The organism is Pedobacter sp. AC190 (assembly GCF_979258025.1).
This window is the reverse complement of the sequence record NZ_OZ409824.1, coordinates 2806416-2821796: the sequence shown is the minus strand read 5'-3', so window position 1 is coordinate 2821796 and position 15381 is coordinate 2806416. Positions and strand designations below refer to the sequence as shown.

Below are 15381 nucleotides of genomic sequence, written 5' to 3'. Positions count from 1 at the left end.
TGAAAATGTATTGAAATTATGCAATAAATGCTTTGTCTATTTTAAATGATCTGGTAACAGCTCCATCATCTCCAGGTATTCTAATGTTTCTGGTGTTCTGATTTGATGACTTTGACCTTTTTGGTCGATCAACACAACCGAAGGCCTCATATTGATAAACTGCATCCACTGTGTCATGTTATAAGCGCCAACTTTATGAACAATTAAATGATCTCCAGATTCTAAAAGCGGTAAATTTATACTTTCCCGAACTACATCAATATTCATACATAGCGGGCCAAACAAAACAGTTTCTTCAGTATATTGGCCAGCCTCTTTGGCCACACTAATTTTATGGTCGTACCAATTAGAGGTAAATAAAATATTGATTCCAAAATCAACAATTGTTGCTCTTCGCCCATCACTAAGTCGTTTATTTGCAAGTACACTCCCAATTAAATACCCCGCATCGTCAATTAAAACTCTTCCGCTTTCTAAAATCAATAAGGGTAATTCATCTGTAGAAAAACTAAAATTTAAAATGGTATTTGTAATCGCTTCTGCAAATTCCTCTACTGATGGAACGGTATCAACACCAGGCAAATAAGCGCCTTTTAATGTATTTGTTGATGGAAAGCCTCCACCTAAATCCAAATATTGAATAGCGGTTTGAAGTTCATTTTTGCATCGCATGGCTAAATCGCAAAGTTTAGTTGCAGCAACCGAATAAGCCGAAGTAGATAACATAAACGTACCTATATGACAATGCAAGCCAACGAGCTCAAGATTACCAGAAGTTACAATTTTATTAATGGCAGTCCATACGTGTCCGTTTTCATAGTTAAACCCAAACCTATCCCAAATTGGATAAACGCCAGTATCAAAATTAACACGCACCGCCACTTTGGCTTTCTTATTAATTTGTTCGCAAATGCGAATAATCTGGTATAACTCATCGAAATGATCGATATGAATAAGGGAGTGATTCTCAATTGCAAGAACTAAATCTGCTTCTTTTTTATCTGGCCCATTAAATATAATTTGATTACCAGCTACACCATTTCCTAAAGCCTTGTGGTACTCGAAACCAGATACAACTTCTGCCCAGCTTCCCTCATGATGAAAAATTTTACAAACCGCATTTAAGTAATTGGTTTTATAACTCCAAGCAAATTGAACTTTTGGGTAACGTGTTTTAAAAGAGCGAACCGCAGCCTGGTAATTTTTTCGGATCCGTTTTTCGGATAATACAAAAACAGGAGAACCATATTGCTTAACCAAACTTTTCACAGAAATGCCGTCGATCTCCGAAACAGGATCAAAATCAGTTCTTGTACCAAACTTATTCATAAAGCCAGTATTCATTTTTCTGATCGTTGGTCGTTCGTATTTTTGTTTCATTCTATTTTTAGTATCAAGTAATGCGTACCAAGATTTACTTAAAAATTAAAGCTCTCCAAAAGCTGATAACTTTTGAAATTCTTCTACATCTACAATATTATCCCAAGCATAACGGACAAACATTTTGCCTGCCTTATAGGATTCAAATTCTTCAATTGGCCTATTCATAGCTAAATCGACAAGTACTTTTGGTTGATTTTGCCCTGCTGCTGCCGTTAAATATACCCAGGCTGGAAAACGTGGATTTACTTCCATAATATACAAATCACCATTATCCTCCTTCATAACCTCTAATTCAAAACCACCTTTCCAATTGGTAGCCTTTGCAAAATCTTTAGCTAATTCTATAAGTTTTTTATCTTCAATGGTTATGCCCGCCCATGCTTTTCCTTTTTCGGTGATGTAAAGTTTTCGCATTGGAATTACGCTTATTGCATTTCCTTTTCCATCGCCCAAACCAGCAATATTTATCTCTATGCCTTTAATAAATTTTTGTACAATTATTGGGAGCCCCCACTTTGCCTGAAGTTTATAGAAAGCAATGTGTGCATCAGCTAAATTCGTAACCGTATAGGCTTCGTAGAACTTGCCCTTAACCATTAAAGGGAAGCCAAACTTTTCAGCTGAAGCATCAATTTCAGAAGCTGAAAAAATTACTTCATCAGCAGGTACATTAAAATTATTTTGCTTACCAAAGGCACTTAAGTTTACTTTGTCTCTTTGTTCTAATTGTTTATGTGTTGGAAGAAAGCTATGTATTCCAATCCCCAACAAATCTTTTTCCAGTTTAATGAAATTGAATAATTCCGCATCGAAATTTGGTATCAATACATCAATCTGCTCTATCGCCTGAATGTGTTTTAATCGCTCTTTTAAGGCATTTACGCCTGCTGTTGGGTATGGAATGCGATAAGTTTTATCAACTTGATTATGCATATAAATTGCTGGCTCCAGCGTTTCGTATGCTAAACCGATAATTCGTAAATTTTCCCCATAACCATCGCGTAATGCTCTAATTACCGCCAAACCAGGGCCTGGATTATCGTTCGCATTCAAACCTGTAACAGCAATGGTTAAAGGTTTGGCTTGGTTTAGATCTGGAGACGCGTTCATAAATTTTAGTTGTTTGGATTACAAATCTAAAAGATTTGCTTCCTTTAATTGCAACATATAATCATCCCAATCCCGTTCCAATTGAAAGGATTCTACTTCGTAAGTATTTAATATTTTTTGTTTGATTTCGTCTTCACTTTCACCAAGTTTCATGTAGGATAAAATTTCGGCAGCAATAGTGTTACTGGTAAAAGAATCGCCTGTTGCTGGATTGAAAATAAAGCCATTCTCGCTAGTTGCAATGTTTGTTTTCAATTTCATAGTTTATCCCTTTTGTTGATTAATGAAACTGCTGTAAGCATCACCAATCGGCAATTCAGCATTAGCAAGATTTACCTTTCTATTGTGTATCGATTTTATTTTATTCAGGGCTACAATAAAACTTCTATGAATTCGGGCAAATTGATCTTGTGGTAACTTTTCTAAAACCTTTTTCATGGTCATTAAGGTTAAAGTTGGTTTATCATTATTGGTTAAATAAATTTTCAAATAATCACCCATACTTTCAATATATTCAATATCGCGAAGCAAGATTTTTATCATTTTATACTCCGAATAAACATAAATACTTTCATCATTTGTACTTTCCTGAATTGAGTTTTTATATTTATGAAAATCGACAGCTTTCTCTACCGCAGCTGTAAATCGGGTAAAATCAATTGGTTTTAGCAAATAATCTATTGCCTGCAATTCGTAACTTTCAAAAGCATAGTTGCGGTAAGCGGTTGTAAAAATAATCATCGGACTGTTAACCAAACTACGAACAAGCTCAACACCTGTTATATCTGGCATATTAACATCCACAAAAAGTAAATCAACAGGATTTTGTTTCAGGTATTCAGCGCCTGAAAGTGCATCTTCGAAAACCTGCACCAATTGCAAACCTGGAAATCTGGCAACATAGGTTTTTATAAGCTCTAAAGCCAAAGGCTCATCATCAATCGCAACACATTTTAAAGCCATAATTTATTTTTTGATTAGCAATTTACGTAAAGGTTTACCGAAAATATTTCGTTCAAATTTTTAATATCAAGTTTAAAACGATTTGGGTAAAGATGTTCAAGCCTTAGCTTTGTATTAACGATACCAATGCCTGAGCGTTCTAAATTAGATTTATAAGCATAAATTTTATTCTGACAAGAGAAATCGATCTTCTCAGTTTCAATACTTAAATTAATATTGATAACCGTCTTTTCTTTCTTGGTAACGCCATATTTAAAAGCATTTTCGATAAATGTCATAAAAATTAGAGGTGCAATATTTTTGCCATCAGGCTTACCCTGAACATTAAAGTTAATTTCAGCATCGGCTCCTAGCCTTAATCTTTGTAATTCTATGTAATCTCTAACGCAATCAATTTCATCTTTGAGCATTACAAAATCCTGAGTAACATCGTCAGTAACGTAACGCATAATGTTCGAAAGCTTCATAATACTTTCGGATGTATGCTCGCTGTTAATTACCGACTGTGTATAAATGTTATTAAGCGTGTTAAATAAAAAGTGGGGGTTAATCTGCGCTTTTAAAAATGATAACTCTGCCGTTGCTTTTTCGGCTTCGGCCTTCACCACTTTCGATTCAGCTACCTGCCACCGTTGAACCGTACTTGTGGCAATACTCAAACCTATAATCATCATAAAAATAAAGAGACTTATTACATCTATATTTTCTGGTTGATAGAGGTCTAAAATCCCACCTGGTCTTTTCAAATTTGGATCTTGCATTCTTAAGTCTTCATTTGGCAAAGGCCCGAAAGGCATACCTGCGTTTGGCCCAACTACGCTATCTTTGCCCAACTGAAGCGATTGATTTAATCCTTTAGGTTGTGTATTGGCTACGCCATTTAATGTGGCCATTACATTTTTATTATGGCCGAGTAAGTTATCATAAGGTTGCGAATAGTAAACAAAACCAAAGAGTACCAAAAGAATTGCGCTATAAATTAGATATCGTTTTTTAAACATCAATTTTGGCACTAAAACCAAAGAATTGAAGTAAAACATAACCATATACGTAAGACAAAATAGCCAGTAATATGGCGATGCAAGTAATAACAAACTACTTTGCCCCGATTGCTCGTTGTTTATAAATAACAGCGGAAAAGTGAGGAATAAAAGCCAACCTGCTGCGTGAATAATGAAAGTTGGTGTTTTAAAGGGCTGCATTTTACAAATTAATAATAATTTTTCGGGCTAAGAGAAGAGAAAGAACATAATTTACTGGTATGCCATTTCTTCTTGTTGCTGATAATTTAAAACAAGTTCATCAGTCATTTTAACCATAAATGTTTCGTTAAATTGGCCTTCAACATCGTAACTTAAAATCAATAAATCGCCAACAATTTCGTGTAAAACCAATTTCTTGCTGGTGTAAGTTACCGAAACTACATGACCTGCCTTGTTCAGTAAATCAGAAGCATAAATATGGAGTTCAGCCCAATCGAACAAAATCGGTTTCCCATCTAAATCATTCAAAACAGGAATTTTATTTTCCTGTGCAACCAATACACCCATTACCGAGTAATTAAGTTTTTGGTGTAATGTATTTGCTTTTTCATTCTCTTTCAGCATTTGCTGAAAAGTATGTAACGTATTATTTAAACTAAATACTTTAGATTTCTTTTGAAACTCTTTGTAACTATCGTGAAATATCCTCCTTTCAAAATCTGTTTTACACATAAAGTTGAAATATTGTTTTGCACTGAGGTTAATGTAAGCTAAAGCCATAATATTCGGTTTTGTTGCTGATTCAAATATGAAATAATAAAACGCTGAAATTTATAAAGTATCGGTAAACACTGATTATCAATCGGTAAATCGCTAAACTAAATTCGTATTATGAATTTAGGATGAATATTGATTTACTAGTAAAACGATAAGAAAAACAAAATCGCTTCAATTAGAGCAAGAATATTTTATGTTAAAAGTTTTTAATGAGCTTTAATTGCATTGCACTTTAGCTTTACTAGCTATTAGTTTCAAAAGAAAATGGTTAACCCAGCCAGAACAATTGAAATTTCTCAAAACACTTTTAAATTATAACAGGTTATTCTATTCAAAGTATTTATAACCAAAACCTTAAATATGGAAACGAGAAATAACAATGCCTTAATTCAGGCCCTATTAGATTGCGCATTAGCTTGCGAACATTGCGCATCATCTTGCTTAAAAGAAGAAGATATAAACATGATGATTGATTGTATAAAGCTTGATCGGGATTGTGCAGACATCTGCACACAAGCATCAAGATTATTACAGCGAGATTCTGTAATCAGCCATCAATACCTATTGCTTTGCGAGGAAATTTGCAAACTCTGTGCCGCTGAATGTGGTAAGCACGACCATGAACATTGCAGACAATGCGCTGTTGCTTGTGAAGAATGCGCTGAAGCCTGTCATGCAAATCACGAACCCATTAAACAAGCGTAAAACTAAAAAGGTTCTGATTTTACAACCAGAACCTTTTTAGTCTATTCGTTTAATTAATTATTGTGCAGGAAAACTAAAGTTAAAAGTTCCCTGTGCACTCACACCCGACATATAAATCATACCGTTTCTAGTTTGAGGCAAAGCTTTTTGAACTTCTGCTACGGTACTAACTGGTTGTCCGTTTACTTTAGTTATGATTAAGCCTTTTTCTACACCAATATTATCAAATGCTTTTCCTGTAGTTACCGAAGTTACCACAACACCACTATTAATACCCAATTTAGATTTTTGAGCAGGCGTTGCTGGCGCAAATGTTGCACCTAATTTCGATACCTCTACAGCTTTTGTAGCCGCCGTACTAGAACCAGAATTTGCAGCTGGCTCACCTCTTAGAGTTACCATATAATCTTTCAGTGCACCATCTCTCAAAACCGTTAACTTAACTTTATCACCAGGATTCAAACGACCAACTCTTTCTTGTAAATCTGGTGAGTCGTTAATAACCACACCATCGACTTTCTTAATTACATCGCCAGATTTTAAGCCTGCTGCTTCTGCACCACCTTTAGCTACAACATCATTAACATACAAGCCGCTAATTTCATTGGTTTTAATGTCTGCTGGTTTTTCATCGCCACTTAAAGGCACAAAGCTCACACCAATATAACCACGTTTAACCGAGCCATATTTCATAAAATCATCAACAATTTTGCGTGCAAGGTTTACTGGAATAGCGAAACCGTAACCTTGATTATATCCACTTTGTGATGCGATTGCAGAGTTAATACCAACCAATTCGCCATTTGCATTTACCAATGCACCACCACTGTTACCTGGATTAATTGCTGCATCGGTTTGAATGAAAGATTCGATACTTGTATTTGCAGGGCGTTCTGGTCTTTTACCTGTACGTTGATATTCTCTGTATTCTTCTTCAGTGATTTCGTTGCCTTGTTGCTCACGACCAATAATACCAATACTTCGGTTCTTAGCACTTACAATACCAGCTGTTACCGTTGTATTTAGATCTAAAGGGAAACCCACAGCTAAAACCCATTCGCCAACCTGAACATTATCAGAGTTACCCATTTTCACCACTGGTAATCCAGTTGCATTTACTTTAATCAGCGCTAAGTCTGTATTCGGATCGCGACCAATAACTTTCGCTTCCACTTTACGTCTATCCGTTAAAACCACTTCAACTTTCTCCGCGTTTTCTACTACGTGGTTATTTGTAACGATGTATCCATCCTGACTAATAATTACGCCCGAACCCGACGCAGCTCTTGGCTGACGTTGCATTTGGCGACCGCCACCACCAAAGAAATCTTCCATCATGTCGAATGGCGAAGAACTTCCCTGGCTTTTGCCCGATGCTGAATAAGTTGTTTTAATGTGAACCACACCAGGTGCCACCGCTGCTGCGGCTTGTACAAAATCTGTACTGCCAGCCGATGTTACCTTAAGCGGATTATTTGCAAAATATAAATTCTGTTTCTCAGAAATTGTATTGCCTGTTTGGTTACGTTCGAATAATTTATAACCTCCAATTGCTGCTGCCCCACCTATAAAAGCAGCTAAAACCGTAATTCCTAATATCTTTTTCATGTGTTTTGAAATTGTTTTTTTAAATTTCCCCACTATTAATTATAAGCCCAATTGCTAGCTAATTGTTTGGTCAACCTATAATAAATTCGTGCTTTTAATTTTTGTTAATTCGCGAGAGCATATTCACTTTGATTTAAGCAGATGGCTCAGGCAGTTTTTATCTGCTCAAATTTTCTTTTGTAAGTTTATTCAAATTTAATACCATATAAACGATATTTGTATAACAAAAGCACTTGTTTCGATGTTAAAAAATGTTAAATCAAAAAACAAGCGCGTATTATAGCTTTTTTGCAACTCAAATATTGCATTAAAAAATGAAGGTTTCATGAAACCTGTAATGAGTTTATAGTTTATACTGACAAATTTACAAAACTCATACAGGCTGCATAAACATTAGAAAATAACTACATCCATGAAAATTAATTTCTTTAAATATCAAGGCGCAGGTAACGATTTTATTTTGATTGACCATACCATGAGCCCATTAAAAGACATAGATAACGCCCTTATAGAACAGCTTTGTCACCGCAGATTTGGAGTTGGAGCCGATGGTTTAATGTTTGTAACCAAGCACGAAAATTACGATTTCGAAATGCATTACTTTAACGCTGATGGGAAATTAGGAAGTATGTGCGGTAATGGAGGGAGATGCATTGTTGCTTTTGCTAAACAACTCGGCATCATTGACAAAGAAACAAACTTTTTGGCAGTTGACGGGCCACATTATGCCAGAATTTCAGAAAACGGAGAATGGGTAGATCTTCAAATGATTGATGTAAACATCATAAATAAAGATGGAGAAGCCTATGTTTTAAATACGGGTTCACCACATTACGTGGCTTTGCAAAGCAACTTAAAAGATTTTGATGTTTTCCACGAAGGAAAAAACATTCGCTATAACGATACTTATAAAGCGGATGGCATTAACGTAAATTTTGTAGAAGATAAAGGCGATCATCTCTTCGTACGCACTTACGAGCGTGGCGTTGAAGACGAAACTTATGCTTGTGGTACTGGCGTAACAGCGGTTGCAATGGCTATGGCAAAACATAAAAACCAAAGCGGCCATATTAAAACAGCGATAAAAGTTTTGGGTGGTGATATTAAAATCGAATTTGACTACGATGGAAATACTTTTTCAAATGTATTTTTATGCGGCCCTGCAAAATTAGTTTTCGAAGGAGAAGTAGAGTAAATTTTTACTTGTTTTCATATTCTTTTGAAAATTAACATCTCATTTTCATGGCGGGCTTCAGTCCCGCCATTCGTTACAATCTTTTAAATAATTTCTGTCATACGGAGGCATATAGCATCTGTTTCATCGCCTGCAGATGCTTCGTGCCTCAGCATAACGCTATATTCAATTTTGCTGCAATATAAAAGTATTTTCACTGCTGTCGGGTTTAGTAACAATGGCATTTCCGACTAACGCAACTGGCAACTAAAAACAAGCAACATTAGGAATGCCACATCCATTAATGATTGTTAACTTTAGCCAAGAAAGAATAAGTGTGTACTTTTCACACTATCATTTTAAAAAAAAACGACCAAAATTTTCAACATTTACTGATATAAAAACTGTACGAAACAGCGTTTTTTAACACGTTTTAACATCTGTCGCAATTTATTTACACATCTAAAAAATACACAAAAACCAACTTAAGCAACTTCATAACAGCCGTTTAAGTTCATTTTAGCAAGGATTTACATGAAAAATAAATCAATCGATTGATTAAATGACAGAACTCGGACAGATTTATTTTTTTTTAGGCTCTATTTTTGGGCCGTTCAGACGATATTCAAAAAACATTTTGACTACGCCCTCAACCCCGGAAATTTAAATTTAAACACACACAAATAGTCCATGAGAAAAGTAACAACTCTCTTTTTCAGCATAAGCATTGGTATGCTTTTAGCGTCTTGCGGAAATAACGATGAAGCAAAAAAAGCAGCAGCCGCTGCCGCCGCTGGCCCACAGGGTTATCCAGTTTTTACAATTAATGCCCAAAACACAGAATTAAATTCAGACTATCCAGCTACAATTGAAGGTATTCAAAACATCGATATCAGACCAAAAGTAGATGGCTTTATTCAGAAAATACTGGTCGATGAAGGTGCTGTTGTTAAAAAAGGTCAATTACTTTTCACCATCATGGCTCCACAATACGAACAAGAAGTGAGAACAGCGAGAGCTGCAATTAGTAGCGCTGAAGCTGATGTAAACGCTGCTCAACTACAAGTTAATAAAACAAAACCTTTGGTTGATAAAGATATCATTAGTAAATATGATTTAGATGCAGCCCAATTAACATTACAAAGTAGAAAGGCTGCATTGGCACAAGCTAAAGCTTCATTGGCAAATGCACAGGTTAATTTAGGCTACACATCAATTACCAGCCCGGTAGATGGTATAGTGGGCAGCATTCCTTTCAGAAACGGGAGTTTAGTTAGTAGTTCAAGCACACAGCCCCTAACTACAGTTTCAAACACTTCTAAAGTTTATGCTTACTTCTCCTTAAACGAGAAACAACTATTAGATTTTTCTAAAACTTATAAAGGCAATACACTTACTCAACAAATGAAAAACATTCCTGCGGTGAGTTTAGTATTAGCTGATGGGACTGTTTATGCCCAAAATGGTAAAATCGAATCGATTAATGGCCAAATTAATACGGCTACAGGTTCTGCTAGTTTAAGAGCTACTTTCCCAAATCCAATTTTCTTACTAAAATCTGGCGGAAGTGCATCAGTAAGAATTCCTCAGCATGTTGAAAATGCAATTCTAATTCCTCAAAAATCTACTATCGATTTGCAGGGGAAAAAATTCGTTTATGTTTTAGGCGATTCGGCAAAAGTGATCAGTACTGAAATTCAGATTATGGATTTAGCTAAGGATAAATTCTACGTTGTAACTAAAGGCTTAAAAGCAGGAGATAAAATTGTTTTAGAAGGTTTCCAATCGTTAAAAGATGGGGTTAAAATTAAACCTGAAGAACAAAGTGCAGATTCAGTTTATGCTGAAATTAAAAAATAATGTAATCAGTGCAATCACACGAATTAGTGTAATCAATATTAATTATGTTTAAGAAATTTATAGAAAGGCCGGTTCTATCAACGGTTATATCCATCATCATCGTAATACTCGGTGTTTTAGGTTTAGCCACTTTACCGGTTTCACAATACCCTGAAATTGCTCCTCCAACTGTTCAGGTTTCTACCTCATACCAAGGTGCAAATGCCGATGTGGTTATGAATAGCGTTGTTGTTCCGCTCGAAGAACAAATAAATGGTGTTGAAGACATGACTTACATGACCTCTTCTGCCAGTAACGACGGTACGGCAACCATTACCGTAAACTTTAAATTAGGTACAAACCCCGATTTAGCGGCTGTAAACGTACAAAACAGAGTTGCAAGAGCAACAAGTTTGCTCCCTGCCGAGGTTACCAGATCGGGTGTAATTACGGCGAAAAGACAGGCGAGTAATGTGTTAATTTTTGGTATTTATAGTGATGACCCATCTTATGATCAGAAATTTTTACAGAATTACGCTAACATCAACATTATCCCTCAAATTAAACGTATTAATGGTGTAGGTGATGCAAGTGCGTTTGGCCAAATGGACTATACCATGCGTATTTGGTTAAAGCCAGATGTAATGGCAACTTACGGCTTAGTTCCCAATGATGTGAGTGTTGCATTAGCAGAACAAAACGTTGAGGCTGCGCCAGGACAATTTGGAGAACAAGGCGACCAGGCATTTCAATATACTTTGAAATATTCGGGTAGGTTAAAAGATGAAAGTCAATTTGAAAACATCATCATTAAAGCCGATGCGAGTGGACAAATTCTTCGCTTAAAAGATGTAGCCAGAATCGAAATGGGTGCGTTAAGTTATGCCAGTTCAGTTAAGTTTAATGGTAAACAGGCTTTAGGTATTGCGATTAATCAAACTGCTGGTTCAAATGCAAAAGAAGTAATCGAAAACTCAATCAAAACATTAGATGAAGCACAAAAATCTTTTCCAAAAGGCGTTCATTATACAACTTTGGTTAACGTTAACGATTTCCTTGATGCATCGATCGAAAAGGTAATTCATACCTTAATAGAAGCATTTATTTTAGTATTCCTGGTTGTTTTTATCTTCCTGCAAGATTTCCGTTCTACTTTAATTCCAGCAATTAGTGTACCTGTAGCAATTATTGGTACATTCTTCTTCCTTAGTTTATTTGGCTTTACTATAAACTTACTAACGTTATTTGCACTTGTACTCGCCATCGGTATTGTGGTAGATGATGCCATTGTGGTTGTAGAGGCTGTACACGCAAAATTGGATGAAGGTTACACCGATGCAAGAAAAGCAACGGTAGATGCAATGGACGATATCAGTGGTGCAATTATTTCCATCACCTTAGTTATGGCCGCCGTATTCGTTCCAGTAAGTTTTATTCAAGGTTCATCTGGTGTATTTTACAAACAATTCGGTTTAACACTTGCTATTTCAATTATACTTTCGGCAATTAACGCTTTAACGCTTAGTCCGGCATTATGTGCTATATTTTTAAAACCACATGCTGATGATCATGGTAAAAAGAAAAACTTCTTAGAACGTTTTTACGCCGCATTTAATACTTCTTTTGATGCTGTAACTGGTAAATACAAAAAATCAGTTGGCTTTTTATCGAGAAAAAAATGGATAGTTGGTTTAGGAATTGTCTTTTTCAGTGTTGTATTAATTTGGACAATGAATACAACTCCAAAAGGTTTCGTGCCTAACGAGGATTTAGGAACGATTATGTCGGATATTTCTTTACCTGTTGGAACATCGCAAGAGGAAACAAACATTGTAATTGCAAAAATCGACAGTATTGCACACGGCATTCCAGAAATTAAGAATTCGTTAAGAGTTGTTGGTCGTAGTATGATTAGTGGCTCGGGCAGTTCTTACGGTATGGTTATTGGCCGTTTAACGCCTTGGAATGAACGTAAACGTGATGTAAAAGCTATTATCGGCGAATTATTTGCCAAAACGGCTAATATTAAAGGTGCAAAAATCATTTTCTTTGCTCCCCCTACCATCCAGGGTTTTGGTACCAGTGGTGGTTTCGAATTTCAATTGCAAGATAAAACAGGTGGCGATATTAACAAGTTTAACGATATTGGAAATAAATTCCTTGCAGCTTTAGCAAAACGTCCTGAAATTCAATACGCATCAACTTCATTTAACCCTAATTTCCCACAATATCAAATTGATGTTAATGTAGCCAAAATTAAACAGGCTGGCATAACGGTTAACGATGTTTTGGGTGTTTTGCAAGGTTATTATGGTGGTGTTTATGCATCTAACTTTAATAAATTTGGTAAGCAATTCAGGGTAATGTATCAGGCCGATGCGCAATATCGTGCAAACCAGGAAAGCTTAACCAGTATCTTTGTAAGAAATAGTGCAGGGCAAATGGCGCCAGTTTCTGAGTTTATTACTTTAACTAAAGTTTACGGCCCACAAGCAATTTCACGTTTCAACTTATTTACCTCAATTGCAGTAACAGGTAACCCGAATGCAGGTTTCAGTTCTGGTGATGCTTTGAAAGCGGTACAAGAAGTAGCTGCAGAAAGTTTACCAGCAGGTTATGGCTACGAGTTCTCTGGATTATCGAGAGAAGAAATAAGTGGTGGAAGTCAAACGGTATTCATTTTCTTACTTTGTATAATCTTCGTTTACTTTTTATTAGCAGCACAATACGAAAGCTATATTTTACCATTAGCCGTATTAATTTCTTTACCTATTGGTTTAGCTGGGGTATTTGTTTTTGATAAAATATTCGGTGTCGATAACAACATATATACGCAGATTACATTAATCATGCTGGTAGGTTTGTTAGCCAAAAACGCAATTCTAATTGTAGAGTATGCGGTTGATAGACGAAGAAAAGGAATGAGTATTGTTAATGCTGCAATTGATGGGGCAACTGCTCGTTTACGTCCGATTTTAATGACATCATTCGCATTTATTTTAGGCTTGCTACCATTAATGCTTTCATCTGGTGTTGGTGCAGCGGGTAATAAATCAATTGGTACAGGTGCCGTTGGAGGTATGTTAATCGGAACAATTTTCGGTGTATTTGTAATACCTGCATTATTCATTGTTTTTCAGACTTTACAGGAAAAAGCAAGTAAAAAATCACCATTTAATAAAGGCATAGAGCACGAGCAAACACCTGAAGAATATAAGTTAGCTACGAATAATAGCAAACATTAATTTTAAGAATATATGAAATTCAATTATAAGTATTCCATTTTAATCGGTTTTACCATTCTTACCCTAAGTGCCTGCGTAACTAAAAAATACGAACGCCCTCAGGTTAAAAACGAAGGTTTGTACCGCGATAACAATACAACAGACACAGTTACTATGGCTGATTTGCCATGGAAAAATCTATTTTCTGATACTACTTTACAATCGTTAATTCAACAAGGGATTAACCAAAATTTGGATTTGAAACAGGCAATCGAACGCATTAAGATTTCGGAAGCTACTTTACGTCAAAGTCGTGCTGCATTTTTACCAAGTTTACAAGCAGATGTATCTGCAACCGATGCGAAACAATCTGCGGCAGCCTTAAACTTTCCAGCGGGAATTAACATCAACCTCGAAACGCAAACCTACAGAGCACAATTAAGCACTGCATGGGAAGCTGATATCTGGGGTAAATTAAGTAGTGCAAAAAGAGCCGCTTATGCCACTTTACTACAAAGTGATGCTGCAAAAAGAGCTGTACAAACTCAACTAATTGCAACCATTGCCAACAATTACTACACACTTTTGGCTTTAGATAAGCAATTGGCAATTACAGAGCAAACTATTAAAATTAGAACGCAGGATGTAGAAACCATGAAAGCGTTAAAAGAAGGTGCAGTTGTAAATGGTGCAGCTGTGGTTCAAAGTGAGGCAAATTTATATGCAGCGCAGGTTACACTTCCCGATTTAAAAAGAAGCGTTAAAGAAGCAGAAAACGCATTAAACGTTATTCTTGCACAAGCACCAGGAACGATTAACCGCACAACACTAGATCAACAAACACCTTATACCAATTTACAAACAGGTGTTTCAGCTCAATTGCTGCAAAATCGCCCAGATGTAATTGCGGCCGAATTTGGTTTCAGATCAGCATTTGAAAATACAAATGTTGCTAAAACTTATTTTTATCCCTCGTTAACCTTAACGGCTTCGGGAGGTTTATCGAGCTTACAATTAAACAATTTCTTTGATAACTCTATATTTTACAATTTAGTTGGCGGTTTAACACAACCTATTTTTGCTAAAGGGCAAAACAAAGCTCGTTTAACCACGGCTCAGGCTAATCAGCAAATTGCGTTTTATACTTTCCAACAAGCATTATTAACTGGCGGACAAGAAGTTTCTAATGCTTTGTATGCTTATCAAACAGCTGCTGAAAAAGAAGAAACCAGAGCAAAGCAAATTGCATCTTTAACTAAAGCTGTAGATTTTACTAAAGAATTATTACGTTACAGTACGGCCACAAACTATACTGATGTTTTAACATCAGAACAGAGTTTACTTACCGCTCAGTTAAGTGGTATTAACGATAAATTACAAAAACTACAATCTGTTGTAAACTTATACCGTGCATTAGGCGGTGGCTGGAAATAAGCACAACAATAATTAATAAGCATTAAAGGCATTCTGAAAATCAGAATGCCTTTTTATTTTAGGTTAAAATTTTCGATTAATCAGCAATATTTTTTATTCCTATTTCGATTACTTCTTTTGATGTAACCTCAAAATATTGTAAGTTTAAAGTTTTTTAAGCGCTTAGCTTAAAAAAAATTTT

General features: G+C 35.8%; 12 protein-coding genes. 5 read left to right on the top strand and 7 right to left on the bottom strand.

What is annotated here, in order from left to right:
- Positions 1–36: 36 nt before the first annotated feature.
- The 6 genes from ACZZZI_RS12365 to ACZZZI_RS12340 are packed head-to-tail and all read right to left on the bottom strand — an operon-like array spanning position 37 to position 5219.
- Complete coding sequence (locus tag ACZZZI_RS12365) at positions 37–1380, bottom strand: hypothetical protein (protein WP_463489584.1); 1344 nt, start codon at positions 1378–1380, stop codon at positions 37–39.
- 45 nt (positions 1381–1425) lie between these two features.
- On the bottom strand, positions 1426–2493 hold the full coding sequence (locus ACZZZI_RS12360; protein ID WP_463489583.1) for an ATP-grasp domain-containing protein: 1068 nt from the start codon (positions 2491–2493) through the stop codon (positions 1426–1428).
- A gap of 18 nt (positions 2494–2511) precedes the next feature.
- Positions 2512–2754 carry a PqqD family protein gene (locus ACZZZI_RS12355; protein ID WP_316755760.1) on the bottom strand — a complete coding sequence of 81 codons (243 nt, stop codon included), beginning with the start codon at positions 2752–2754 and terminating at the stop codon, positions 2512–2514.
- 3 nt (positions 2755–2757) lie between these two features.
- Positions 2758–3456, bottom strand: coding sequence for a LytR/AlgR family response regulator transcription factor (locus ACZZZI_RS12350; RefSeq protein WP_316755758.1), 699 nt, complete (start codon positions 3454–3456; stop codon positions 2758–2760).
- A gap of 14 nt (positions 3457–3470) precedes the next feature.
- A complete protein-coding gene (locus ACZZZI_RS12345) occupies positions 3471–4658 on the bottom strand; it encodes a sensor histidine kinase (RefSeq protein WP_424059437.1) in 1188 nt (395 codons plus the stop codon).
- A 51-nt stretch (positions 4659–4709) separates the two neighbouring features.
- Positions 4710–5219 (bottom strand): hypothetical protein, encoded by a 510-nt coding sequence (locus tag ACZZZI_RS12340; protein ID WP_424056781.1) that lies wholly within the window; start codon positions 5217–5219, stop codon positions 4710–4712.
- A 357-nt stretch (positions 5220–5576) separates the two neighbouring features.
- On the opposite strand from ACZZZI_RS12340, the gene ACZZZI_RS12335 reads away from it, so the two are divergent.
- Positions 5577–5921, top strand: coding sequence for a four-helix bundle copper-binding protein (locus tag ACZZZI_RS12335; RefSeq protein ID WP_463489582.1), 345 nt, complete (start codon positions 5577–5579; stop codon positions 5919–5921).
- Between the two features lie 57 nt (positions 5922–5978).
- Here ACZZZI_RS12335 and ACZZZI_RS12330 read toward each other — a convergent pair whose 3' ends face one another.
- A complete protein-coding gene (locus tag ACZZZI_RS12330; protein WP_463489581.1) occupies positions 5979–7529 on the bottom strand; it encodes a trypsin-like peptidase domain-containing protein in 1551 nt (516 codons plus the stop codon).
- A gap of 412 nt (positions 7530–7941) precedes the next feature.
- Between ACZZZI_RS12330 and dapF the strand changes: the two genes are divergently transcribed.
- The 4 genes from dapF to ACZZZI_RS12310 all read left to right on the top strand — a co-directional run bounded on the left by dapF (position 7942) and on the right by ACZZZI_RS12310 (position 15200).
- Positions 7942–8724 carry a diaminopimelate epimerase gene (gene dapF, locus ACZZZI_RS12325; protein ID WP_424056783.1) on the top strand — a complete coding sequence of 261 codons (783 nt, stop codon included), beginning with the start codon at positions 7942–7944 and terminating at the stop codon, positions 8722–8724.
- Between the two features lie 669 nt (positions 8725–9393).
- Complete coding sequence (locus ACZZZI_RS12320) at positions 9394–10563, top strand: efflux RND transporter periplasmic adaptor subunit (protein WP_316755745.1); 1170 nt, start codon at positions 9394–9396, stop codon at positions 10561–10563.
- A 44-nt stretch (positions 10564–10607) separates the two neighbouring features.
- A complete protein-coding gene (locus tag ACZZZI_RS12315) occupies positions 10608–13787 on the top strand; it encodes an efflux RND transporter permease subunit (protein ID WP_344766595.1) in 3180 nt (1059 codons plus the stop codon).
- Positions 13788–13799: 12 nt separating this feature from the next.
- Positions 13800–15200: an efflux transporter outer membrane subunit gene (locus ACZZZI_RS12310; protein WP_316755740.1), complete on the top strand. Its 1401-nt coding sequence runs from the start codon at positions 13800–13802 to the stop codon at positions 15198–15200.
- The last annotated feature ends 181 nt before the right edge of the window (positions 15201–15381 follow it).